General features: G+C 58.5%; 2 protein-coding genes. Both read left to right on the top strand.

Translation table 11 applies throughout. From position 1 onward, the window contains the following. Positions 1-5: 5 nt before the first annotated feature. Positions 6-179, top strand: a complete 174-nt coding sequence (locus K0040_RS21790) for a phage tail assembly chaperone (protein WP_369123749.1) — start codon at positions 6-8, stop codon at positions 177-179. Positions 180-202: 23 nt separating this feature from the next. Beyond that, positions 203-446, top strand: a 244-nt coding sequence (locus K0040_RS21795) for a phage tail assembly protein T (protein ID WP_438948022.1), incomplete at its 3' end; no start/stop codon positions are given.

Raw genomic sequence — 446 nt, forward strand, 5'->3', positions numbered from 1 at the left:
GTAACCTGGAAGCGGATGTGACGCTGTTCTGCGATGTCCTGTGTGATACGGATCTGCAACGGGTGTTCACTCCGGACGACCGTGAGCAGGTGCTGGCCGTCTATGGTCCGGTACATGCCCGCTTGCTGCGTCAGGCACTGGAACTGATCGCTGATGCAGAGTCGGTCAGAAAAAAGTAGCCCGCCCGGAAATTCGCTTTCTTATGCGACTTGCGCTCCGTCTGGGGCGCACCTTATCCGAACTGCGGCACAGCCTGAGTGCGAGCGAGGCGATGATGTGGATGGAGTTCGACAGGATATCCCCGCTGGGTGATGAGCGCGGGGATATCCGTAATGCACAGATCGTGAAAGCGGTTTTCGGGGCACAGGGGATGAATGTTGCACTGAAGGACGCCATGCTCTGCTGGGGCGAGGATGAGGATAAGCCGGAGGTGGATCCGTTTGCGG

The sequence above is a fragment of the Terrisporobacter petrolearius genome, from assembly GCF_020748185.1.
Classification (GTDB): domain Bacteria; phylum Bacillota; class Clostridia; order Peptostreptococcales; family Peptostreptococcaceae; genus Terrisporobacter; species Terrisporobacter petrolearius.